The following is a 22,335-nucleotide window of genomic DNA, read 5'->3' on the forward strand; positions in this document are numbered from 1 at the left end:
CTCACCCCCGGACCACGATCCGTCCATCCTCAATGCGGATGATGCGGTCGGCCATCTGGGCGATCTCCTCGTTGTGGGTGATCATCACGATGGTCTGGACGAACTTCTGGCTGGTGACCTTCAAAAGGCTCATGACGTCCTGGCTGGTCCTGCTGTCCAGGTTGCCGGTGGGCTCGTCGGCCAGGATGATGGCGGGCTTGGCCGCCAGGGCCCGGGCGATGGCCACCCGCTGCTGCTGGCCGCCGGAGAGGTTGTTGGGCAGGTTCTGGAGCTTGCTCTCCAGGCCCAGAGTTTCAATGATCCGGTCCACATAGGCCCGGTCCGGCTGGTTGCCGTCCAATTGGATGGGCAGGACGATGTTCTCGTACACGTTCAGCACCGGCACCAGGTTGTAGTTCTGGAACACAAAGCCGATCTTCCGCCGGCGGAAGATGGTCAGCGCCTCATCCTTCAGCTCCGACAGCTCCCTGCCGTCCACCGTCACGGTGCCGCCGGTGGGACGGTCCAGCCCGCCCAGCATGTGCAGCAGGGTGGACTTGCCGGAGCCGGAGGTGCCGACGACGGCGACGAACTCGCCCTTCTCCACCGCCAGGTCCACGCCGTCCAGGGCATGGACCTCTGTGTCGCCTGAACCGTAGATCTTGCGCAGGTCTTTTGTCTCTAAAATGGCCATGGGATATTACCTCCAAGGAAAAGTCTGTATTGCCCTTTGGCAATACAGACCCCTGCATCGAAAAGAATTTCGATACAGGGGCAAGTTTTCAGAAGAGTTATCTTCTGAAAACTTATGATTGAAAACGAAAGACACCCTTCCTGGGTTTCTTTCGTAGCTATCTTCCTTCCCGGCATCGAATTCTTATACGGTTTTTTCAGGTTTGCATAGAGTCTGTATTGCCTTTTGACAATACAGACTCTATCACATGAATCTTTCCAGAATCTTTCTGAAATCTTACAGTTTTGAAAGATTTCCATTCCGGCGGGTTGGAATTGGGCCACGGGTTGAATTTTGTCCTCTAAAAGGTGTTTGACACCTTGATAAACTGGGGCTTCATGTACGATAAACCAAAGAGTGAATGATTTGTTCTTTGGTCATACCGCCATATAGTTCTTTCAGGCATCCTCCCTCTGTAATCTCTTCCATGATTTTATCAGCTTCAATTTCAGCAGTTACTTGTGTGTATTTCCCTTCATGGAAAATGATTTCTCCATTTTCCAACTCAATGATATCCTTGCAATATAACCGCCAATGTTCGATTGAGGGGTTCCATGCCACACATTTATCATTCTCACGATTTCTTATTCTAAAGCAGGTGTCATATTGATCAGACTCCGCTGTTCTTCTCATCCACTCACCTAAACTTTCTGAAAACAAGTTGAACTCAACCGCGAATTTGTACTTTTCTAAAATCCTTATTAAGTCATTTAATTCATCTTGACTTTTTATATGCACCGCAAAATCCATATTGTTATTTTGGGGGTTGCTCAAAACCCTATCAATCTGTTTCAATGATTGTACCTCCACCAATATTTGCTGAGCTAAAGGTGAGGAAAGCATAGCATTATAAAGCGGCAAAATCAATCATCGGAATAGCGGGGCGGACTGTGCGACTTACCCCCTTGGCAGGTACAGAGAGAATTTGGCGCCCTTTCCCGGGCGGGAGGAGACCTTGATATAGCCGCCCTGCCCCTCGGCGATCTGCCGGGCCAGATACAGCCCGATGCCCACGCCCTCCGCCTCCTGAGCGGCGGAGGCGCGGTAGAACCGCTGGAAGATTTTGGACTGCTCCGCCTCGGGGATGCCGGGGCCGGTGTCGGTGACATTGATGCGGCAGAACAGCTCGTAGGGGATGGCCTGGACGAGGATGCTGCCCCCGGCGGGGGTGTATTTCACCGCGTTGTCCAGCAGATTGCACACCGCTTCCGCCGTCCACTTGGCGTCAAAGACCGCCGTGGCGTCGGAGGGGACCAGCGTCAGGGAGACGTTTTTCGCCGCCGCCTTGGGGGCAAACTGCGCGGCGGCGTCCTCCAGCATGGGGGACAGGGGCCCGGCCTTTGGGTGAAAGGCCAGGATGCCAGTCTCCAGCCGGGAGGTCTTGACCAGAGCCTCAATGAGGGATTGGAGCTTTTCCGCCTGTCCCTCCAGCGCCTGGACACAGGCGCGGCTGTCCGGCGGCAGGGCCTGCTCCTCCAACAGCTGGGCATACAGCAGGATGTTGGCGATGGGGGTCTTCGTCTGGTGGGAGATGTCGGCAATCAGGCTTTTGATCTTGTCTTTTTCCGCCGCCACGTTTTTGGCGGAGATGGCCGAGGCGGAGAGATAGTGGGCCAGCTTGGTCTCCACGGCGGAGAGGAGGCTTTCGTCAAAGGCCTCCTCGGAAAAAGTCCCCTGGATGGCCGTCTCCAACATCCGGTCCAGCCGCCTCATGACCCGCCGGGTGTGGAAGCGGCTCCATAAAATGGCTGCCGCGGCCGCGGCGACCGCCGTGATCGCCAGCGCCGCCGCGGGAACGCCCATATAGATCTTTGTCATCTCACTTCACCACCCACGCATAGCCGATGCCGTACACCGTTTTCAGATATTGGGGCCGGGAGGGGGTGTCCTCCAGCTTGTCCCGCAGGCGCTTGACCGTCACGGACAGGGCGTTTTCATCCACATACTCCGCTCCGTCGGACCAGACCCAGTCCAGAAGCTGCTCCCGGGAGAGGGTGCGCCCCCGGTTTTCCACCAGCATCCGCAGAAGCTTCTGCTCCGTCTTGCTCAATTCCACAGGCTGCCCGTCCCTGCGGAATTCCATCCGCTGAAAGTCAAAGGAGAACCCGTCGATCTCCACAGCCGTTGCCGGGGCCGGGGCGGCCCGGCGGAGCTGGGCGTTCACCCGGGCCCGCAGCACCGCCAGGGAAAAGGGCTTGGTGATGTAGTCGTCGGCGCCGGATTCCAGGCCCACCACGATATCCGTCTCCATGTCGTTGGCGGTGAGCAGGATAACGGGCACGGCGCTGGACTGCCGGACCTCCCGCAGCAGGTCCAGCCCGCTGCCGTCCGGCAGGTTGACGTCCAGGATCAAAAGGTCAAAGGGCTTTTCCGCCAGAAGCCTCCGCCCTTCGGCCAGGGTGCGGCAGAGGGCGATCTCCGCCTGAGGGCTTTGCAGAGCCAACCGGATGCCCTGGCCCAGGGCGTTGTCGTCTTCGAGAATCAGCAATTGCTGCATAGGGACCTCCTTTTCAACTGCGCTGAAGATATAGAGGGAAGCATACGACCAGTTCAAACCGCCCCTCTTTGACCTGCGTGTCCAGAGAGCCGCCGTACCGCCGGGCAATCTCCCGCATACCGGCGATGCCGAAGCCGTGGGCGGCCCGGTCCGCCTTGGTGGTGGAGAGGTCCGGATGGACCTCTCCGCAGACGGCGTTTTCCACCCGCAGCATAAAAAGACCCTTTTCCGCCCGGCACCGGACGGTGACGCGCTTATCCGACCCCTGCCGGGCGGCCTCCATGGCGTTGTCCAGCGCATTGCCCAAAAGGGCGCACAGGTCCGTGTCCGCGATGGGCAGCGCCTGGGGCAGGGAGACGGCAAAGTCGCCCTCCAGACCGTCCCGGGCCATCTCCTCCGCTTTCGAGGCCAGCACCACATTGGCGGTCTCGTTTTCGCAGAGCCGCTTGGTCCCCCGCAGGGCGGGAGAACCGGCGATCTGATCCAGATAGTCCAGGGCCTTTGCGTGCTCGCCTGTTTCCAGCAGGCCCCGGACCGCCGTCAGGTGGTTCCGCAGGTCGTGGCGGATCTGGCGGACCTGCCGCTCCTCCCGCCGGAGGCCCTGGTAATAGACCTCCCGTAGGTTGGCCATGCGGCTGGCCTGCTCCAGCCGCTCGTGGTCCGCCAGGACCGTGATGGCGAACAGCAGCACCAGAGAGGTCAGGAACACAAAGGGCAGCACCGCCAGCCCCAGGTTCATGGACAGGCTGTAAACAGAGAAGGAGTCATATCTGTCGTAGGTCAGCAGCACCACTGACACCAGGGCGCACAGGGGCATGGCGGCCAGACCCAGCACCAGCTTCCACAGCCGCCGGGGCAGGGTGACGGTCTCCCCCGGCAGACGGCGGCGGAGGACCAGCCACAGCGCGGCGAAAACAGCGGGCCGGGCCAGCCGGGTGAGGAGGTCGTAACCGTGGAAAAACTGCAGATAGGTGTCCAAAATCGCGCAGACCGACATCTCCAGGCAGAAGAAAATGGAGCACACCGCCAGCCGGCCCACCCAGTCTCCCTGGGTGCAGAGCAGGAACAGGAGAAAATAGACGGGCAGGGTATACAGCAGATTGGGGTCGCCGACCCAGATGACCATGCCGGAGGAAACGCCCAGCGCGGCGGTCAGCAGGAACCGCCGCCCCCGCTTGGCCCGGAGCCGGACAAAGGTCCCGCAGAGCCGGCACAGGCAGAAGCCGCTGACGGCCAGCGGCAGGAGCCAGCCCCAGCTCCGGATCATAAGGATGCAAAATTCCACAAGGTTTTTCAGCACTTCTCATCCCTCCAGCATGGCCCGGGTCAGGGCCACCAGCGCCGTCTGCTGAAAGGCCCGGCTGACAGGCAGGGACGTCCCGCCCAGGCAGACCTCACTGCCCTCCACCCGGTCCACGGCCCCGGCCCGGACCAGATACCGCTGGTGGATGCGGACGAAGCCGGACCCCGTATCCCGCTCCACCTCGTCCAGCTTGCCGTAAAACGTGTAGTCCCGGCCCGCCGTGACACAGGTGACCTGGCGGCGGTCCGAGTAGAAATACAGGATGTTCCGCTTGGGGATGCGGTAGGTGGTGTCCCCGCTGCGGCAGATAAAGGCCTTGTCCCCCTCCCGGCACAGAGCCGCCGCGCAGCGGTCCAGCACCTCCGAAAGCTGCTCCGCCTTGGGCGGCTTCAGGAGATACCCCAGCGCCCCCACGGAGTATCCGTCGAACACATGGTCGGCGTAGCCGGTGACAAACACCAGCTGCAGGCCCTCGTCCGCGGCCCGGAGGCGGCGGGCGGTCTCCATGCCGTCCAGCTCCCCCATCTCCATATCCAAAAACACCAGGTCCAGCTCCCCGGCGTGGCTCTCCAGCCAGCGGAGCAGCCCCTCGCCGGAGGAAAATTCAAAAAACCGGCCCTCCACACGGCGGCGGTCCAGCGCCCGTTCCAGGGCGGCCCGGAGGGCCATCCGGGCGTCATATACATCGTCGCAGATGCCGATGCGCAGCATCTCATCACTTCCTTTGCAGGTCCTATTGTGCCGTCCATTCATTTAAAAAACACATGGGATTTTTCAGGCGGACGCTGTCCGCTGTGCGAAAAGCGCACAGGGACTGCCCATGAAATGCAAATCAAGGCCGCGGCCCGTCACAGCGCGCTTGTGCTGTGACACTTGAAAAGGGAATGGATCACATTTTCAGTGATTTGATTATACCATACGCAGGTCCGGCCTCCAAACCAAACTTGACATCAGACCTGCTGAATTTTACATCAAAAGCGCATGCCCTGTCAAACTTGACACCAGACCTGCCGAAAATGACGGCCCCGTTTGCGGGGGCTGTCATTTGGCGTTACGCTGGGATCAGCAAGGAGGGAACACGCCGTGACCGGTCAACTGACCGTTCCCCACATTCGGGGGATCCTGCGTCCCCTCCCATCCGGCGCTGACCGCGCTGCTGCAATGCATGCTGTGAACAGGAAAAGGAGAGATCTGCCATGCTGACTGTACAAGACCTGCACAAATCCTATCAGGTGGGAAAGACCACCTATGAAGTGCTGAAGGGCGTGTCCCTGACCGTGGAAAAGGGGGAGTTCGTGGCCGTGATGGGCCCCTCCGGCTCCGGCAAGACCACGCTGCTCAACTGCATCTCGTGCTACATCCCCGCCGACTCCGGCAGTATCCGGCTGGGGGACACAGAGTTGGCCCGGCTGGACGAGGAGGCCCTGGCAAAGGTCCGCAACCGGAAGCTGGGCTTCGTGTTTCAAGACTTTTTGCTGCTGGACGGCCTGACGGTGCGGCAGAACATCCTGCTGCCCGCCATCATCGGCGGCGCGGTGTCCGGCATGGTGGAGAACCGGGCGGACCAGCTGTGCGAGGTGTTCGGCATCTCCGCCATCCGGGACAAGTACCCGGCGGAGATCTCCGGCGGCGAGAAGCAGCGCACCGCCGTGGCCCGGGCCCTCATCAACCATCCCCTGCTGATCCTGGCCGACGAGCCCACCGGGAACCTGGACAGCAGGTCCAGCCGGGCGGTGATCCGCTCCTTTGAACAGGCCAAGTCCGCCCTGGAGGCCACCATCTTCATGGTGACCCACGACTCCTTCGCGGCCTCCTTCTGCGACCGGGTGGTCATTCTCCGGGACGGCGTGGTTTGGCGGACGCTGGAAAAGGGCGCCGCCCAGCGGTCCGCCTTCCAGGACCAGCTGCTGGACGCCATCCGGGAGATGGGGAAGGAGTGAGCGCCATGAAAAGCTTCCATCAGGTCTATGCGGCTCTGCGCCGCCGGAACCGCAAGCAGTATGCCCTGCTGGCCGGATGCTGCTTCTTCTCCGTGCTGCTCATCACCGCCTACGCCTCCATGATGCGGGCTCCCACCATCCTGTCGGTCCTGCCGGAGGGCGGCGACTCCCGGAAGCAGGTGATGATGGTGTTCGTGCTGGCGGTCATCGGCTGCGGCGTGTTCACCACCTATGCCTCCAGTCTCTTTTTCCGGCAGAAGTCCCGGGAGACCGGCGTGTTTCTGGCTCTGGGAGCCGCCCGGCGCCAGCTGAAGCGGGAGCTGACAAAGGAGCTGGCCCTGCTGTCCTTCGGCTCCTGCGCCGCCGGGGCGGTGCTGGGCGCGCCGCTGGCCTGGGCGGTGTGGCAAATATTCCGGGCTTTTGTGGTAGACACCCAGGAGATGGCCCTGGCGTTTTCTGCACAGGCCTACCTGCTGGCCCTGGCATTCTCCGCCTTCGTCATCGGGATGCTGTTCTTTTTGGGCGGGCGGTCCATCCGCCGCACCAATATTATCGACATCGTGCAGGAGTCCCATAAGTCCGAGCCCATCCGGGCCGTGCCCCGGTGGTACGGCCCCGTGGGCATCGCCCTGCTGGCGGCGGGAGGCTTTCTGGGGTACAGCGCGCCCAGCTGGTTCATTTTGGGCCTTCACTGGTATCCCCCGGAGGGGCTAACCGCCATTTTCTATCTGCCCGCTCTGGTCGGGCTGTATATGATCCTGCTTCACACGGTGGTCAACGGCTGGAGCGGGAAAAAGCACGCCTACAAGGACCTGATCTCCACCAGCATGATGAAATTCCAGGGGCGGCAGACGGTGCGGAACATGCTGGTGATGACTCTGCTGATCGCCGGGGCCTATTTTGCCAGCTTCTATACCCCCATGCTGGGCACCGGGGCCATGATGGGCTATGACGCCCGGACCGTGGACTATGAGTACCACTGCCGGGCCGACCAGGACATCCCCGGCGAGGACGAGGTGCGGGCGTTGGCGGAGGACTACGGCGTGACCATCACCTCCTGGGCGGAGGCCCCCATGCTCCGGCTGGGCGTGGATGGCTGGGAGCACGTGGAGGAGGATGGCCCCATGGGCGTCACCTGGCATGAGGAATACCGGGAGCTGATGCAGTCCGACCTGTTCCTGTCCGAGTCCGGGTACAACGCCCTCACCGGCGAGTCCCTGGACCTGGCCCCCGGCACGGTGGCGGGCATTTTCGACTCCACCGGCGACGGACAGGGCCGCTTCGGAGGCCATGCGGAGATCCTCACCAACACCGCCAACGGCAAGACCCTGTCCGTCACCCCCACAGAGGGCCTGCGGAACGACATTCTCTTTGGCCGCTACGTCATGGACGACGGGGACTACGCCGCCATGGCGGAGGGCCTGCCCCCAGACTGGCGGGAGAGCACCGTCTGCTTCGATGTGGAGGACTGTGAGGAGACCTATGACTTCGCCAAGGCGCTGTTCTATGAGATCGTGGACCGCTCCGGCCCCGAGGTGGAGCAGTACGACAGCTGGGACCCGGTGATCCGGGCGCGGGAGATCCGGGAGGAGGGCAGTTACTTCCTGGACCGGGAGCATCTGACTGAGCACGGGTTTGAGATCATTGACTACGAGCAGCGGGACAGCTCCAACTTCCGAATGCGCTGGCAGTATATGCCCCAGTTCCGGGTGCTGGACAAGGCGGACTTCGTCAAGACCACGGCGGTATTTTTGACGCTGTTCATCTTCATCGCCATCGTCTGCTTCGCGGCGGTGGTCGTCATCGCCTTCACCCGGTGCATGACCATCGCCCTGACCAACCGGCGGGTCTATGACGACCTGCGGCACCTGGGCGCGCCCGGCGAGTATCTGCGGCGCTCCGTCCGCAGTCAGGTGAAGCGGGTGTTCCTGGTGCCCGCCGTAACGGGCACGACCCTGATCTACGCCTTCTACGCCATGATCATGTACTTCAACGACAACCGGCTCACGGAGACGGAGATCGCCGGGATGCTTGTCTGCCTGGGCGTCATCGCCGCCGCGTCCGCCCTACTGTACGGCGTGTACCGCCTGACGCTGAAAAAAGTGTGCGGGGCCCTGGCGGTATAGAGGACCGGGAACAGACGGCGCGCATGGAGCGCTTGCGTTTTGCCGCGCTTCGCGGTAAGATAAGACCGACCCGCATACGCAGCGGAAAACGTCTGTGACAGGGAGGAGCGCCGGACGCCGGTCCGGCGGACTGGATATGAAAGAGAAGCTTCAAGATGGAAAGGTCCTGATGGGGACCATGGTCATGGCCTTCGACAGCCCGGATATCATGCGCATGATCGCAAACGCGGGGCTGGACTGGGCGTTCCTTGACACGGAGTCCGCCGATCCCGACCCGGCCAGGCTGGGAACGATGCTGGGATATGCCCAGATGGCGGGGCTTCCGGCGGTGGTGCGCATTCCGGAGATCTGCAAGACAGAGGTGGGGCGCGTGCTGGACCTGGGCGCGGCGGGGATCATCTGCCCGGACGTCCGCTCCGCGGCGGAGGCCCGTGAGCTGGTCCGCCTCGCCCGATATTACCCGGAGGGCGAGCGGGGCGTGGCACTGGACCGCCCCCACACCCGATACAGCGTCTCCGGCGCTGCGGATAAGATGCGGTACATGGAGGCGGCCAACCGGAAGCTCATGCTGGTCTGCCAGATCGAATCCCTGCCGGGCCTGGAGAATCTGGACGAGATCGCGGCGGTCCCCGGCATCGACGGCCTTTTGATCGGCCCCAACGACCTGACCCAGGCCATGGGGATCTTTGGACAGACGGAGCACCCGGATTTCCTGGCGGCGGTCCGCCGGATCATCCGGGCGGCGGAGACCCACGGCAAGTATGTGGGCATGAGCTGCGGAAGCGCCGCCGCCTGCGTGCCCTGGGCGGAGATGGGCGTCCGTTTCTTCCAGGTGGGGACGGATGTGGCCCTGTATACCGGGGCGCTGCGGGCCATGCGCCGACAGTGGCAGGAGCGCTTTGATGTCTGATGTACCCTGGGCGCGCCCCGCAAACTTGCTGCCGCCTGGGCGGAGACACCATATTTGACACATGGAAAATGCCACAGGACGGTTGTCCTGTGGCATTTTATAGGTCAGTCAGGTGGATCGCTCCCACTTGGACATGGCGTCCAGGATCTGCCGGTAGTGTTCGATGATATAGCCGTAATTCTCCCGCTGATGGGGAATGAGGCAGCGGCTGCAATCCTTATAGCCGTTTTCCAGATAGGTGAAATTGCCGCCGCACTCCCGGCCCAGCATATACAGGGGGCAGTAGCAGAACAGGCAGTTGAACTCCGTGCCCTCCGGCACCTGGTGGCAGGGGAAGTACTCGCAGGCGGTATTGGAGAAGAAGGAGTATCCCTTTCCATACCAGCCGGGCCGGTCCTTCCGCTTGGCTTCATCACACATGGGGGGCCTCCTTTTCCGCCTTGCCGTCCTCGCCTTTGGAGATCAGCGCCAAAAATTCCTTTGCTGACGGGGACAGCTCCGTGTCCCGGTTCCAGACGACATAGATCCTGGATGGAATGATGGGATCGATGATGTCCTTCCGCACCAGGTGGGGGTCCGTGTTCAAAAGCGAGGAGGAATAGGGCAGGACTGCAATGCCGATGCCGGCCTTCGCCCAGCTCAAAAGGGACATCACATCGTTGTTTTTGCAGATGATATTGGGAATAAAATCGCAGGATTTGCAGTATTTGGTGAACATGGAGATATACCGGCGGTGCAGCAGCAGCGGGAAGTCCCGCAGCTCCGAGAGGGGGATGGTGTCGCCCTCAAAGCTGGCGTAGAAGCCGGGGTCCGCCAGGGCGACAAAGCAGTCGGAATCGTGGGAGCCCAGGGCCTCGTCGTGGATCTGCCGGTAGTTGTAGCGGGTCTTTGCAAAGGGCTCCCGGACGATGCCCAGGTCGATTTTATGCTCGTCCAGGGAGAAGAGAATATCCGTGGTGCTGGCCTCCGAGACCTGGATATCGACGTTGGGGTTGGAGCACTTGTAGGAGTAGATCCAGGAGGGGATCAGCCGGTTGGAGACCGAGTTGACCGTGCCTACCCGGATCTCGACCCTGGGGGAGACGGTCTTGCTGCGGACCTCGTTGATTGTCATGTTGATGAGTTCAAAGATCTCCTGGGCGCGCTGTTCCAAAAGCCGCCCGGACTGGGTGATGGTCAAGCCCTTTCTGGTGCGCTCAAAGAGCGGAACGCCGAATTCATCCTCCAGGGCTTTCAGCTGAAGGCTTAAGGGGGGCTGGGAAACATGCAGGATCTCTGCGGCCTGTGTGATGCTTTCCGTCTCCGCGATGGCCAAAAAGTATTCCAGTTGTTTGAGAGTCACAGGCTGTCACCCCTTTGTATGGCGTTAAGCATTTAAAAAATAAAAGAATGTCCACATCCATGAAGATTTTAAGTATTTGGCAAGCGGAACGACTGCCCTTAAATGATAGCACAGGGGACCATGCGGAGTACAAGAAGTAAAAATGACTGAAATATCGATTTAAAAAATTATCCCTTTTATACATTATAGCACAAAAATCCCCGCGGCTCAATAGAAAAATCATGTCTAAAATTCCGTATTTTCACCGCGCCGCAGCCGGCGTGTGCGGCATGAGACGGCCGCATGGCATAGCGGGAGGGAGCGGCGCGGGATGCCGCCGCTCTCTTTTCAAAGAGCTGGAAGCGGACACAGGAGCGGCCTTTCCCCATCAAAGCACAGGGAAAAGCCGGGTGAAAAAACCCAGATAACTGAACAGGTATCCAAAGGACAGACGGCTTGAAAGGAGGACAGCATGCGGCACCTGCATACACATATCAAGAGGATCCGGCCCCTGGACCAGATGGCAATGGGACTTGCCTCGATCCGGCAGAGCCAGCTGGCGAAGCCTCCGGCCAGCATGGGGATGCTGGAGGACCTGGCGGTCCAGATGGCCGGGATCAGCGGGAAGGTGGAAAACCGGATCCAGCAGCGGCGGGTCATCGTCCTGTGCGCGGACCATGGCGTTACGGCGGAGGGAATCTCCATGGCGCCCCGGTCTGTCACCGCCGCCCAGGCCGTCAACATGACAAGGGGCGGCACAGGCATGTCCGCCCTGGCCCGGCACTTCGGCGCGGAGGTCCAGGTGGTGGATGTGGGCATCGCCAGCGAATACAGCTGCCCCGAGATCCTGAACCGCCGGATCATGCGCGGAACGCACAACTTTGCCGTTCAGCCGGCCATGACGCGGGAGAGCGCGGTGGAGGCGATCCTCACGGGGATCGAGCTTGCCGAACTGGCCAGGGACGATGGAATGGACATCATCGGCGTGGGGGAGATGGGTATCGGCAATTCCACATCCGCCTCCGCGGTCCTGGCGGCCCTGACCAGGACCCCGGCGGACCTGGTGCTGGGGTGCAGCCGGGAGGTCAGCGGCGCGGCGCTTTCCAAAAGAGAGCGGACGATCCGGCGCGCCCTGGAACGCTGCCGCCTGGACCCCAACGACCCCATCGACATCCTGGCAAAGGTGGGCGGGCTGGATCTGGCGGCGATGTGCGGCGTCTATCTGGGCGCCGCGGAACACCGGCTCCCCGTGGTGATCGACGGGTTCGTCTCCGCGGTGGCGGCCCTCTGCGCGGCCCGGCTTTGCCCAACGGCTGTGAAGTACATGTTCCCCTCCCATGCGGCGGAGGAACCCGGATATCATGTGGCGGCGGAACAATTGGGGATCGATCCCTGTCTGGACCTGCACATGCGGCTGGGAGAGGGCGCCGGCTGTGTGCTGGCCTTTGAGATCATTGCCGCGGCCTGCGCCGCCATGTGCGGGATGGCGACCTTTGAGGAGGCCTCCATCGACGACAGCTACTTGGACGACGTGCGGGAGGACAGCCGGTTCGTATACAGCCTGGAGGCGTGAACCCTGCTCCAAAGGCCCCGCGGAGCGCCGCGTATTCGGAATAAAAGTCCGCGCCGGCCTGTCTGACACAGACAGGCCGGCGCTTGTACTTTCGGGTGCTATTCGGTGGTTTTGTGCAATATATATAAAAAATGGACTGGCCGGACGAAAAGCTTGTCCGTGCGGCCCTTTGAGCGGCGGAATATGATTTAAAAAATATATAGCAAAGACGAACGGTTAGATTTTAAGTATTTGTCATTTGGACAAATATCCCGTACAATCGAAAATGGGAAGTTAACAGTACGGAAGCTGGCGGCGTGCCTGCCCCGCCCTGCCGCCGAAGAATTTTTGGGAAAGTATTATTTTTGGAATGGAGTGAGAGCCATGAACCTTGTAGAAAAATATCTGGCGAAAGCCGCCGGAAAGGAGACCGTATCTCCGGGCATGGATCTGAGCTGCCGTGTCAGCTATGTTGCAGCCCACGATGTGACGGCCCCGATCGCCATCAAGATGTTCCGGCAGATCGGCGTGAAAAAGGTGTTCGATCCCGACCGTGTGGCCCTGATCGTGGACCACATCTATCCCGCCTCCTCTGAAAAGGCCCGGGACAATGTCTGGGCCATGGATGACTTCGCCAAGGAGTTTGGCGTACATATTTATCAGCGGGGCGAGGGCGTGATCCACCAGCTGATGTATGAAAAGCACCGGGCGCAGCCCGGCGAGCTGGTGGTCATCGCGGACTCCCACACCGGCACCTGCGGCGGCTACGGCGCGGTGGGCGTGGGCGTCGGCTCCACGGAGCTGGCTGCGGCCATGGCCACCGGCAAGCTGGACCTGGAGGTCCCCGAGGTGGTCCAGATCTATCTGACCGGAAAGCGCCCCGGCAATGTGTTCGGCAAGGATGTGATCCTGTACCTGGGCAGCAGGTTCGGCACCGACCACCTGGTGGACCGGGCGCTGCTGTTCACCGGCCCCGGCATCGAGGAACTGAGCGTGGCGGAGCGCATGACCATCTGCAACATGGGCATTGAGCTGGGCAGCATGATCACCCTCTTCGGCACCACCGAGAGAGAGCCTGACACCGCGGAGGACCTGGAGCTGGACCTGGGCACGCTGGAGCCCCAGATCGCCCGCCCGTTCTCCCCGGCCAACGTGGTGCCGGTGAGCCAGGTGGCCGGAACTCCCATTACCCAGGTGGTGGTGGGCAGCTGCACCAACGGCCGCCTCAACGACATGGAGCAGGTGGCGAAGGCCTTTGAGGGCAAGCATGTCCACCCCGACGTGAACACCCTGGTGGTCCCCGCCTCCAAGGAAATTCTGGAGGAGATGGAAAAGCGGGGCTGGTGCAAGATCATCCGGGATGCCGGCGCCACCGTACTGAACCCGGGCTGCGGCTCCTGCTTCGGCGCCCATGAGGGCCTGACCAGCGCCCGGGACGTGGTGGTTTCCACCACCAACCGCAACTTCCCCGGCCGCATGGGCAGCATGAAGGCAAATATCTATCTGGCGTCGCCGGCCACCGCTGCGGCTTCGGCGCTGGCCGGAAAGATCACCGTGCCGGAAGCGTGAGCGAAGGAGGAGACAACGATGGATAAAATCAAGGGAAAAGTGATCGTCCTGGGGGACGATGTGGATACCGACCAGATCCTGCCCGGCTACGCCATGGCGGAGTCCTATGACCAGCTCGGCAAATTTGCCATGGCGGGTCTCGCGGGCGTGGACTTCAAAGCGGTCTATGAGCCGGGGTGCATCCTGGTGGCGGGCCGGAACTTTGGCTGCGGCTCCTCCCGGGAGCAGGCGCCCATCGCCCTGCAGCAGGCGAAGATCGCCCTGGTGATCGCCAAGGGCTTTGCCCGGATCTTCCGGCGCAACTCCATCAACATCGGCCTGCCGGTGTGGGTGGCGGACGTTGCGGACGGCCTGAAGACCGGAGACCGGATCGAGGTGGATCTGGAACAGGGCACCGTCACGGTGAACGGCGAGACGAAGCAGTTCCAGCCCATGGCGGAAAATGTTGTAAAGACACTGTCCTATGGCGGCCTGATCCCCCGTGTTCGGGCCGAACTGGGCATTACAGAGTGAGAAAAGGGAGGATTGCGTTGTGAAAGATCCGCAGGAGAGAACCAAACGAATCATTAAAGAGGATATTGAGACCATCCGCGCCTATGCCGACTGCTTTGGCGTGGAGATGCCCGATCTGGACGAAAACGGCGAGGTCGTGGGCCTGCCCGCCCCCTATCCCCGCGAGGTGGCCGGTGTGGTCCGCAGCGGCTACCGCATCTATGAGCTGGGCCAGAAGGCCCTGGAGACCGGCGTACCCTGCCTGAACCCCATCCTGGGCCGCAACACCGCGGAGGAGACCTGGAAAGAGTCCTGTGACATCTACAAGTATGCCGACATGTACGATGACACCATCTTCCAGTTCGTCCACTCCGAGGCCACCCGCCACATCGACCCCCTGAAGGGCCGGGAGCTGATCGAGCAGTCCCGGGGCAAGGGCGGCATCACCCCCAAGGGCGAGCGGGAGTTCATCCAGATGGGCGGCGGCGCCAAGCACCCCGTGCGTATCAACGCCACCGGCGATACCGCCCACATCAACATCCTCAACGCCCTGATCGCCGGTTTTGACGGCACGGACATCGGCCCGGTCATCCATGTCCACTTCGGCGGCCGCGGCATCCATGACTTCCGCACCAAGGTCGTCAACGGCTACAAGGCCATCCAGATCTGCGGCGAGAACAAGATCTTCGCCCAGCTGGACACCCATAAGCACATCAACAACATCGGCGGCACCGACGGCATGGCCATCGCCATGTGCCTGCTGGCCGAGGGCCTGGCGGCCCACGGCGGCCTGCCCTGGGAGCTGAGCGGCATCCAGATGAACGTGGGCGGCAACAACCTCTACCGCGACCTGGCCATCATGCGGGCCTTCCGCCACAACATGCTCTCCAAGAGCCTGATCGTGGTGCCCGAGACCTTCCAGAACCCGCCGGGCAACCTGATCGCCGAGCAGGCCCACTTCGCCCGCATGGCCATCGCCGCCAAGCTGGGCGGCGCCAACTTCTACCGTCCCAAGGCGGCCGAGTCCGTGGGCATCCCCACCGGCGACTCCATGGGCCAGGCAGTCTGGGCCAGCGAGGATGTGTTCCGCCGCACCTACAACCCCGGCATCGAGTCCCCCAAGATCGACGAGTACGAGGCCATGATGATGGACGAGGCCTTCGCCGTTCTGGAAGCCGTGCTGCACCTGCCCGCCCACAGCCTGAAGCCCGGCTGCCTGACAGAGGAGTTCTGGAAGCAGTGGACCGACGAAGAACTGATCGACCTCATCGTGGAGGGCGGCAAGAGCGGCATGATGGATACGCCCCGCGCCGGCGGCTGGGACCTGAAGCGCTATGTCAAGACCAACCGGGACCCCGACGGCATCACCCGCTATGTGGAGGGCTACACCCCCCTGGGCGTGGACCCCACCCGCTGCCCCATCACCAAGGAGCACGTCACCGTGCACATCGAAAAACCGCCCACGCGGAAGGAGAAGATCGTCCTGGCCACCGTCGGCGCGGACGCCCATGTCAACGGCATCAACGTGGTGCGTGAGGCGTTCCAGGACGCCGGCTATGACGTGGTGTTCCTGCGGGGCATGAACCTGCCCGAGACCGTGGCCGAGGTGGCCGCGGAGGTCAAGGCGGACGCGGTGGGCGTGTCCAACCTGCTGGGCCTGGGCGTCACCCTGTTCCCCCGCGTGGAGAAGCGCCTGAAGGAGCTGGGCCTGCGGGACAAGACCGTGGTCTGGGCCGGCGGCCGTATCGCGGAGAAGGAAGAGGAGCATCGGATGTACGAGGAGAAGATCACAAAGGAGGGCGTCGGCTTCATGGGCGTGGACGCCTTCTTCGGACCCGACTCCACCCCCGAGCAGTGTGTGGAGAAGATTACCCAGCTGATCGAGGCAAAACAGGGCAAGTAAGTTTACAGAATATATTTTCGAAGGAGTTTTCAATATGGATCAGTTTAGGATTCCCTGCGTGATTATGCGCGCAGGCACCAGCAAGGGCATCTTCCTGAAGGAAAACGATCTGCCCGCTCCCGGTCCCGAGCGCGATAAAGTTGTTCTGAACATTTTTGGTTCCCCCGATAAGCGTCAGATTGACGGCCTGGCCGGCGCTGACCCTCTGACCAGCAAGCTGGCTATCATCGGCCCCGGCTCTGTGCCCGGCGCTGATGTGGACTATACCTTTGCGCAGGTGTCCATCACCGATGCCAAGGTAGACTGGAACGGCAACTGCGGCAACATCTCTTCCGGCGTGGCCCCCTTTGCGATCGATGAGTCCATCGTCCGCAGCCATGAGGGTCTCAACGAGGTCACCATCTGGCAGACCAACACCCAGAAGATGATGAAGTCCTACGTTTTGGTGGAGAACGGCAAGGCAAAGGTTACCGGCGATGCCGAAATCGCCGGTGTGCCCGGCACTGCTGCCCCCATTCAGATGGATATGTCCGGCACTGCCGGCGCTGCTACCGGCAAGCTCCTGCCCACCGGCAATGTGGTGGACGTCATCGAGACCAGCCGCGGCCCCATTGAGGCTTCTATCGTTGACTGCGCCAACCCCGTGATCTTCGTCCGGGCTGAGAGCGTCGGCATGAAGGGCACAGAAAGTCAGGAGGAGATCGACGGCAACGCTGACCTTCTGAAGTATCTGGAAGAGATCCGTGGAATCGCATGCGTCAAGTGCGGTATGGCCAAGGACCTGGAAGACGCCACCAAGAACAGCCCTGCTTTCCCCATGGTCGCTTTCATCACCGAGGCTCAGGATTACTACTATCCTCCCGAGAAGAAGACCATCAAGAAGGAAGAGGTTGATCTGGTTTCCCGCCTGATGTTTATGCAGGTGCTGCATAAGACCTATGCCGGCACTGCCACCGTCTGCACAGGCGTGGCCGCCAAGATCAAGGGCACGCTGGTCAATCAGGTGCTGCATAATGACAATCCTCCCGAGCTGGTTCGCATTGGCCACCCCGCCGGCATGATTCCCTGCTACTCCGAGGTGGATGAAAACAACAATGTCAAGAAGGCTGCCATCGTCCGCACCGCCCGCCGCTTGATGGAAGGCTATGCGCTGCTGGAGCAGGCTCGTTTCGAGTAATCCAATCAACCGTGTCCGCCCCAGAACCGCTTGGCTCCGGGACGGGAAAAGAGGTTAGACCAATGCTGGCAAATATTCTTGTATACGATGTAGGCAGCACCTATACCAAAGCAGCCGCCTTCCGTCTGGACCACGACGAATTTACGTTCCTGGGCCGGGGACAGTCCCCCACCACCCTGGAGAACATCTTGGAGGGCGCAGGCAAGGCGGAGGCTGCCATCCGGGCGCAGGGCGTGGAGTTTGATAAATTCGTAAAGCGCTACAGCTCCTGCAGTGCCGCCGGCGGCCTGCGGATGGTTGCCCTGGGCTACATGCCCAGAGTCACTGCCAAGGCGGCCAAGGAGGTGGCCATGACCGCCGGCGCCCGCGTGATGCAGGTGGTTTCCGCAGACGAGCCGCTGGATTACCGGCAGGAAGTGCTGATGGAGATCAACCCGGATATCATTCTGCTGTCCGGGGGCACCGATGGCGGTGACGAGACCTGCGTGCTGGAGAATGCGGATATGATCTGCAAGCTCCACACCAAGGCCACGGTCATCATCGCCTGCAACAAGTATGCCCAACGGGACGTGGCCGAAAAGCTCGGCAAGGCCGGCGTCAATTATGTCCGGGTGCCCAACATCATGCCCACCATTCATGAGCTGAATGTGAAGCCCGCCCGCGAGGCCATTCATGAGCAGTTCATCAAGCAGATTACCCGGGCCAAGGGATTGCTGGACTTCCGGGATACCCTGGCTGATCGAACCGTGGTCCCCACCCCCGGCGCAGTACTGCTGGCCAGCGAGCTGCTGGCAAAGGGCACCTATGAGGAGGAGGGCGTCGGCTCTCTGATCCTGGTGGACATCGGCGGGGCCACGTCAGACATCCACTCGGCCCTGCCGGAGCTGGATAAGCTGGCCATCGAAGAGCGGGGCCTGGTGATCAACAACGAGAAGCAGTTCTCTTACCGGACAGTGGAGGGCAACCTGGGCCTGCGGGTCAGCGCCACCGGAATTCCCGAGGCTGTAGGCCCCAATGCCATCATCCGTGCCATGGATATGGAGAGCGACGTCACGCCTGACCAGGTGCTGGACTTCGCGCAGCATCTGGAGGACCATCCGGATTACATCCCGCAGGGGGAAGTGGAAAAGTCTCTGGAGCGCGCCTTGGCCACCTGTGCCGTCAACACGGCCCTGCGGCGCCACGCCGGCCACTACATTGAAAAGGCGGATCCTATCATGGGTCTGCTGGCTGGTGAGGCAGTGGGCCGGGATCTGCGCAATGTGGAGCGGGTGCTCTGCGTGGGCGGTATCTTTGTCCATTCGGATGAGGACAAAGCCAAGGCACTGGTGCGCCGCTGCTTCGCGGAACCGGGCATTTCCCTGCTGCCCCTGTATGAGCCCCAGGTGATCCTGGACCGCAGCTATTTGCTGTACGCCATGGGCGTTTTGGGAAAACACTATCCTGACGCCGCCCTGCGCTTTTTGAAGAAATATGTTTCCGGAGAAGCTGCTCCGGCAACAGAATAATTACAATTTAACAGAAATAGGAGATTAATATTATGAACGGACCTCAGAAGATGCGCGAACTGTTCGCCGCCAAGAAGACCATCGTTGCTCCTGGCGCCCACGATATGCTGACCGCCAAAATCATTGGCCAGCTGGGCTTTGACGCTGTTTACATGACCGGCTACGGCCAGTCTGCCAGCCACCTGGGCAAGCCCGACGTGGGCCTGATGACCATGAGCGAGATGGTCGCCCGTGCCGCCAACATGGTGGAGTGCGCCGGCGTGCCCGTGGTGGCTGACGCCGATACCGGCTTCGGCAACGCCGTGAACGTCATGCGTACCGTCCGCGAGTATGAGAAGGCCGGCGTGGCCGTCATCCAGCTGGAGGACCAGGTCATGCCCAAGAAGTGCGGCCACATGATCGGCCGTGAGGTTGTCTCCATGGAGGAGATGGTCGGTAAGATCAAGGCTGCCTGCGATGCCCGCCAGGGTGACATGATGATCATGGCCCGTACCGATGCCCGCACCGTCCACGGCATTGATGTGGCTCTGGAGCGTGCCCACGCTTACAAGGAAGCCGGCGCCGACATCATCTTTGTCGAGTCTCCCGAGAGCGAGGAGGAGATGCGCCGCATCAACACCGAGCTGCCCGGCGTTCTGACCCTGGCCAACATGGTCGAGGGCGGCCGTACCCCCATGTTCACCTATGACAAGCTGTCCGAGTTCGGCTACAACCTGGTCATCTATCCCACGGCTTCCGTCTATGTGACCACCAAGGCCATGGTGGACCTGTGGGAAGGCCTGAAGCGTGACAAGACCACCGAGACCATGATCGACCAGATGATCGATTTCCCCAAGTTCAACGAGATCATGGGCCTGCCCCGCATCCGGGAGATCGAGGCCAACTACTCCACCGGCCGGGTGGTCAAATAACTGCTGAAGGCAGGTGACGAAATGTCTGATTTGAGAAGCGCGGTCAAGGCGAAAATGCCCCTGACCATGGGCGAGACCATCGCACTGGCGAAGGAGCACAACACCCGGGTGGTGGATGTGGTCCTCGTGGAGAACGAGATCAGCACCGGGCTGCCCCGGGAGGAGCTGCTCAACCGCGTGATGGACGAATACGCCCACAACCTGAAAGCTGTGGAGCTGGGCGTCACGGAGGGCAACAGCTTCCTGCTGGGCAACGTGGCCTCCCAGCTGCGGGAAAAGGGCCCCGGCGTATGCTTCAAGGAGGAGTTCCTGGATAAGGCGCTGATGTACACCGTGGGCGCGGAGATCGGCAACCACTGCATCGGCATGCGCCCCTGCGCGGGCACCGGCGACTCCTGCCCCTACACGGGCTATATCCGGGCCATGATGGATACCGGCGTGGACGCCAAGACCATCGCCGAGATCGCCGCATTGATGCTGAAGATCGGCGGATTGTTCCGGGTGGGCAAGGTCACCACCGGCTGCAACATGGAGGGCTTCGGCGCGGGCTCCGCCTGCGTGGCCGCCGCCACTGTGGCACTGGAGGGCGGCACCCCGGAGCAGATGGAGAAGGCCATGGTCCTGGCCATGTCCCCCACCATCGGCGTGCCCTGCACCCCCCGGGTGCTGGTCCCGGCGCTGTGCACCACCCATGTGGGCGGCGCCATCCTGATCGGCATGTACGCCGCCCGCATCTGCATGGCGGTGGATATGAACGTCAACGTTCCCTTTGACGTGATGCTCTCCATGGCCTCCCTGGTCCACGTAGCCTCTGCCAAGAACATCGTCCCCACCGTGGTGGAGTACATGGAGCCCTTCTTCCAGCGCACCGCCGCCGTGGAGTCCCTGGTCAGCCAGGAGGTCCGGGACGCGGAGAAGAAGCAGATCGAGGAGACCTTGAAAAAGGCCGGAGAGATCTCCAAGAAGCTGGCCGAGGGTGCCGGCAATGTGCTGAGCACCTTTGGCGACGCCGTGGTAGGCGGCAGCAGCCAGGCGGTGGGAAGCCCCACCAACTGCGGCCGCATCGCCCACGAGCTGCTGAACGAGGGCGAAAAGGTGCGCAAGATCACCGTAGAGCTGTATCCCGAGCTGTTCGCCCGCCGGACCATCAACATCCCCGGCGTACTGATGGGCGCCGTCTACGGCGCGTCCACCGCGGACCATGAGATGTATGAAAAGGCTGTGGACATGGTGAAGGCCGACGGCGTTGAGGTGGAGATCGTAGAGGGCCATGAGCCCAGCATCCAGAAGGTCACGCTTGTCACTGACCAGGGCAACACCGTGCAGGTGGACTCCCTGAACCGGGGCGGCGGACGGCTGGTGCTGCGCAACGCCGTGCCCAGTCTGGAAAAGGCACAGGAGGCCGCGAAGCGTCTGGGGATCGTTGTGGTACAATAATACATCGTATCATGGGTCGCCCTGTCGCTTGCCTGCGGCAGGGCGGCTGAATATTCGTAGAACTTTTAAAAGAATAACGGCTGCCGCCGGAGCGTTTTCCAACCGCTCTGTCATAAGCTGCCGTTGGACGTATATCCTTAAAAAAGGAGAACATGCAGATGATCGTATGGAAAGAGGTCCTGCCGGGGGTGCGCCCCGGCAAGGCGCTGGATGTGGGGACCCGGTTCGGGGAATTTGCCGTCCGCCTGGCGGAGGCCATGCCGGTGGGCTCGGAGGTGATCGGCATCGACAACGACGCCTCTGCCGCGGAGAAGGCCCGGGAGAAGTTCGCGGAAAAGGGACTGCTGTTTGAGCAGATGGATGCCGCTGCCATGGACTATCCCGACGATACCTTTGAGGTGGTGGCCCTCTCCAACACCCTGCACCACATCGAGGACTACGGCAAGGTCCTTGCGGAGATGCTGCGGGTGCTGAAACCGGGCGGCTTTTTTGTCCTCAATGAGATGTACCGTGACGGCCAGGACGCAGCCCAGCAGGTGCATGAGGCCCAGCACACCCTGGAGGCGAAGCTGGACTGTCTGCTGGGCAGCTACCAGCGCCGGACCTGGAAGCGGGAGGAGATCATTGAGATCTTCCGCACCCTCCCCCTGAAAGACATGACGTTTACGGATTTCCAGGAGGACGCGGCCTATGACGCCAAGCTGGAGGCCAAGAACCGGAAGCTGGCGGCAGAGGTGGAGAAGATCGCCGGACGGCCGGAATACGAGGCGCTGAAGCGGGAGGCGCTGGAGATCCAGGACCGCTGCCAAAAGGACGGCATCCGGCGCTGCACCCAGCTGCTCTGCGTGGGCAGGAAATAAGCGGATCAGGCTTCCGCACACCAGTTGCCCCCGCAGAAAACTGTAAAGAGTGAACAAAAACGGGGCGGTTTTTTCTGTAATTATGTCAGTTCTTAACGTTTTTTAAATGAAAACGCC

At 61.5% G+C, this 22,335-nt stretch carries 20 protein-coding genes; 12 read left to right on the forward strand and 8 right to left on the reverse strand.

The genetic code is table 11. The features are described from left to right. Nucleotide 1 precedes the first annotated feature (1 nt). The 6 genes from Q0Z71_RS04735 to Q0Z71_RS04760 all read right to left on the reverse strand — a co-directional run bounded on the left by Q0Z71_RS04735 (nucleotide 2) and on the right by Q0Z71_RS04760 (nucleotide 5,223). Nucleotides 2-673: an ABC transporter ATP-binding protein gene (locus tag Q0Z71_RS04735; RefSeq protein ID WP_298019001.1), complete on the reverse strand. Its 672-nt coding sequence runs from the start codon at nucleotides 671-673 to the stop codon at nucleotides 2-4. Nucleotides 674-1,048: 375 nt separating this feature from the next. Then, nucleotides 1,049-1,507, reverse strand: a complete 459-nt coding sequence (locus tag Q0Z71_RS04740) for a hypothetical protein (protein WP_298019003.1) — start codon at nucleotides 1,505-1,507, stop codon at nucleotides 1,049-1,051. 102 nt (nucleotides 1,508-1,609) lie between these two features. Then, complete coding sequence (locus Q0Z71_RS04745) at nucleotides 1,610-2,530, reverse strand: sensor histidine kinase KdpD (protein WP_298019006.1); 921 nt, start codon at nucleotides 2,528-2,530, stop codon at nucleotides 1,610-1,612. Between the two features lies 1 nt (nucleotide 2,531). Next, the gene (locus tag Q0Z71_RS04750) at nucleotides 2,532-3,209 is read right to left on the reverse strand and encodes a response regulator transcription factor (RefSeq protein ID WP_298019009.1); all 678 of its coding nucleotides are present in this window, start codon (nucleotides 3,207-3,209) and stop codon (nucleotides 2,532-2,534) included. Nucleotides 3,210-3,222: 13 nt separating this feature from the next. Further along, nucleotides 3,223-4,509: a sensor histidine kinase gene (locus Q0Z71_RS04755; RefSeq protein ID WP_298019011.1), complete on the reverse strand. Its 1,287-nt coding sequence runs from the start codon at nucleotides 4,507-4,509 to the stop codon at nucleotides 3,223-3,225. A gap of 3 nt (nucleotides 4,510-4,512) precedes the next feature. Then, nucleotides 4,513-5,223: a LytTR family DNA-binding domain-containing protein gene (locus Q0Z71_RS04760; protein ID WP_298019014.1), complete on the reverse strand. Its 711-nt coding sequence runs from the start codon at nucleotides 5,221-5,223 to the stop codon at nucleotides 4,513-4,515. Nucleotides 5,224-5,708: 485 nt separating this feature from the next. Between Q0Z71_RS04760 and Q0Z71_RS04765 the strand changes: the two genes are divergently transcribed. The 3 genes from Q0Z71_RS04765 to Q0Z71_RS04775 all read left to right on the forward strand — a co-directional run bounded on the left by Q0Z71_RS04765 (nucleotide 5,709) and on the right by Q0Z71_RS04775 (nucleotide 9,488). After that, the gene (locus Q0Z71_RS04765; RefSeq protein ID WP_298019017.1) at nucleotides 5,709-6,452 is read left to right on the forward strand and encodes an ABC transporter ATP-binding protein; all 744 of its coding nucleotides are present in this window, start codon (nucleotides 5,709-5,711) and stop codon (nucleotides 6,450-6,452) included. A 5-nt stretch (nucleotides 6,453-6,457) separates the two neighbouring features. Continuing rightward, entirely contained in the window at nucleotides 6,458-8,578 is a 2,121-nt protein-coding gene (locus tag Q0Z71_RS04770) for an ABC transporter permease (RefSeq protein ID WP_298019020.1), read from the forward strand. A 136-nt stretch (nucleotides 8,579-8,714) separates the two neighbouring features. Beyond that, a complete protein-coding gene (locus tag Q0Z71_RS04775) occupies nucleotides 8,715-9,488 on the forward strand; it encodes an HpcH/HpaI aldolase/citrate lyase family protein (protein ID WP_298019022.1) in 774 nt (257 codons plus the stop codon). Nucleotides 9,489-9,596: 108 nt separating this feature from the next. Here Q0Z71_RS04775 and Q0Z71_RS04780 read toward each other — a convergent pair whose 3' ends face one another. Beyond that, nucleotides 9,597-9,908 (reverse strand): cysteine-rich small domain-containing protein, encoded by a 312-nt coding sequence (locus Q0Z71_RS04780; RefSeq protein ID WP_298019025.1) that lies wholly within the window; start codon nucleotides 9,906-9,908, stop codon nucleotides 9,597-9,599. After that, nucleotides 9,901-10,830, reverse strand: a complete 930-nt coding sequence (locus Q0Z71_RS04785) for a LysR family transcriptional regulator (protein ID WP_298019028.1) — start codon at nucleotides 10,828-10,830, stop codon at nucleotides 9,901-9,903. Before Q0Z71_RS04785 ends, Q0Z71_RS04780 begins: the two co-directional genes overlap by 8 nt. 451 nt (nucleotides 10,831-11,281) lie before the next feature. Between Q0Z71_RS04785 and cobT the strand changes: the two genes are divergently transcribed. The 9 genes from cobT (at nucleotide 11,282) to Q0Z71_RS04830 (ending at nucleotide 22,218) form a co-directional block, all read left to right on the forward strand. Beyond that, entirely contained in the window at nucleotides 11,282-12,382 is a 1,101-nt protein-coding gene (gene cobT / locus Q0Z71_RS04790; protein WP_298019031.1) for a nicotinate-nucleotide--dimethylbenzimidazole phosphoribosyltransferase, read from the forward strand. Between the two features lie 363 nt (nucleotides 12,383-12,745). Then, nucleotides 12,746-13,930 (forward strand): aconitase/3-isopropylmalate dehydratase large subunit family protein, encoded by a 1,185-nt coding sequence (locus Q0Z71_RS04795; protein ID WP_298019034.1) that lies wholly within the window; start codon nucleotides 12,746-12,748, stop codon nucleotides 13,928-13,930. 18 nt (nucleotides 13,931-13,948) lie between these two features. Further along, complete coding sequence (locus Q0Z71_RS04800) at nucleotides 13,949-14,443, forward strand: 3-isopropylmalate dehydratase (RefSeq protein ID WP_298019036.1); 495 nt, start codon at nucleotides 13,949-13,951, stop codon at nucleotides 14,441-14,443. A 19-nt stretch (nucleotides 14,444-14,462) separates the two neighbouring features. Continuing rightward, nucleotides 14,463-16,325, forward strand: coding sequence for a cobalamin-dependent protein (locus Q0Z71_RS04805; RefSeq protein ID WP_298019039.1), 1,863 nt, complete (start codon nucleotides 14,463-14,465; stop codon nucleotides 16,323-16,325). Between the two features lie 34 nt (nucleotides 16,326-16,359). Continuing rightward, nucleotides 16,360-17,502 carry a 2-methylaconitate cis-trans isomerase PrpF family protein gene (locus Q0Z71_RS04810; RefSeq protein WP_298019041.1) on the forward strand — a complete coding sequence of 381 codons (1,143 nt, stop codon included), beginning with the start codon at nucleotides 16,360-16,362 and terminating at the stop codon, nucleotides 17,500-17,502. A gap of 62 nt (nucleotides 17,503-17,564) precedes the next feature. Further along, a complete protein-coding gene (locus Q0Z71_RS04815; RefSeq protein WP_298019045.1) occupies nucleotides 17,565-19,010 on the forward strand; it encodes a glutamate mutase L in 1,446 nt (481 codons plus the stop codon). A 32-nt stretch (nucleotides 19,011-19,042) separates the two neighbouring features. Continuing rightward, on the forward strand, nucleotides 19,043-19,921 hold the full coding sequence (locus Q0Z71_RS04820; RefSeq protein ID WP_298019048.1) for an oxaloacetate decarboxylase: 879 nt from the start codon (nucleotides 19,043-19,045) through the stop codon (nucleotides 19,919-19,921). A 21-nt stretch (nucleotides 19,922-19,942) separates the two neighbouring features. After that, a complete protein-coding gene (locus tag Q0Z71_RS04825; protein ID WP_298019052.1) occupies nucleotides 19,943-21,358 on the forward strand; it encodes an L-serine ammonia-lyase, iron-sulfur-dependent, subunit alpha in 1,416 nt (471 codons plus the stop codon). 158 nt (nucleotides 21,359-21,516) lie between these two features. Then, complete coding sequence (locus Q0Z71_RS04830) at nucleotides 21,517-22,218, forward strand: class I SAM-dependent methyltransferase (protein WP_298019055.1); 702 nt, start codon at nucleotides 21,517-21,519, stop codon at nucleotides 22,216-22,218. Nucleotides 22,219-22,335 lie beyond the last annotated feature (117 nt).

Source organism: uncultured Dysosmobacter sp., from assembly GCF_947631635.1.
In the GTDB taxonomy this organism is placed as follows: domain Bacteria; phylum Bacillota; class Clostridia; order Oscillospirales; family Oscillospiraceae; genus Oscillibacter.